Consider the following 223-nt stretch of genomic DNA (forward strand, 5'->3'; position numbering starts at 1 on the left):
GCTGCCGAGCCAATCTTCCAGATCGTCGAAGATAGGTTTGGCGTGCTTTTGCCTGATTGCGGCACGCTCCGGCGGCGGTTTTCCGCGTGCCTTCTTTTCGATTTCGTAGAGCTTGGCGATCCGCTGGATGGCCTCGCCGGCAACCGATGATCCTTGGGAGGCATGCACATCGACGAACTTGCGCCGGATATGGGCCATGCAGGCCATCTCCCGAGCTTTGTCT

General features: G+C 59.2%; 1 protein-coding gene. It reads right to left on the bottom strand.

Annotation, left to right across the window (positions count from 1 at the left end):
* Window positions 1-207, bottom strand: a 207-nt coding sequence (locus ACXAH0_RS25385; protein ID WP_475196128.1) for an IS66 family transposase, incomplete at its 3' end; no start/stop codon positions are given.
* Window positions 208-223 lie beyond the last annotated feature (16 nt).

This window comes from Roseibium sp. AWQ4_290, assembly GCF_056160985.1.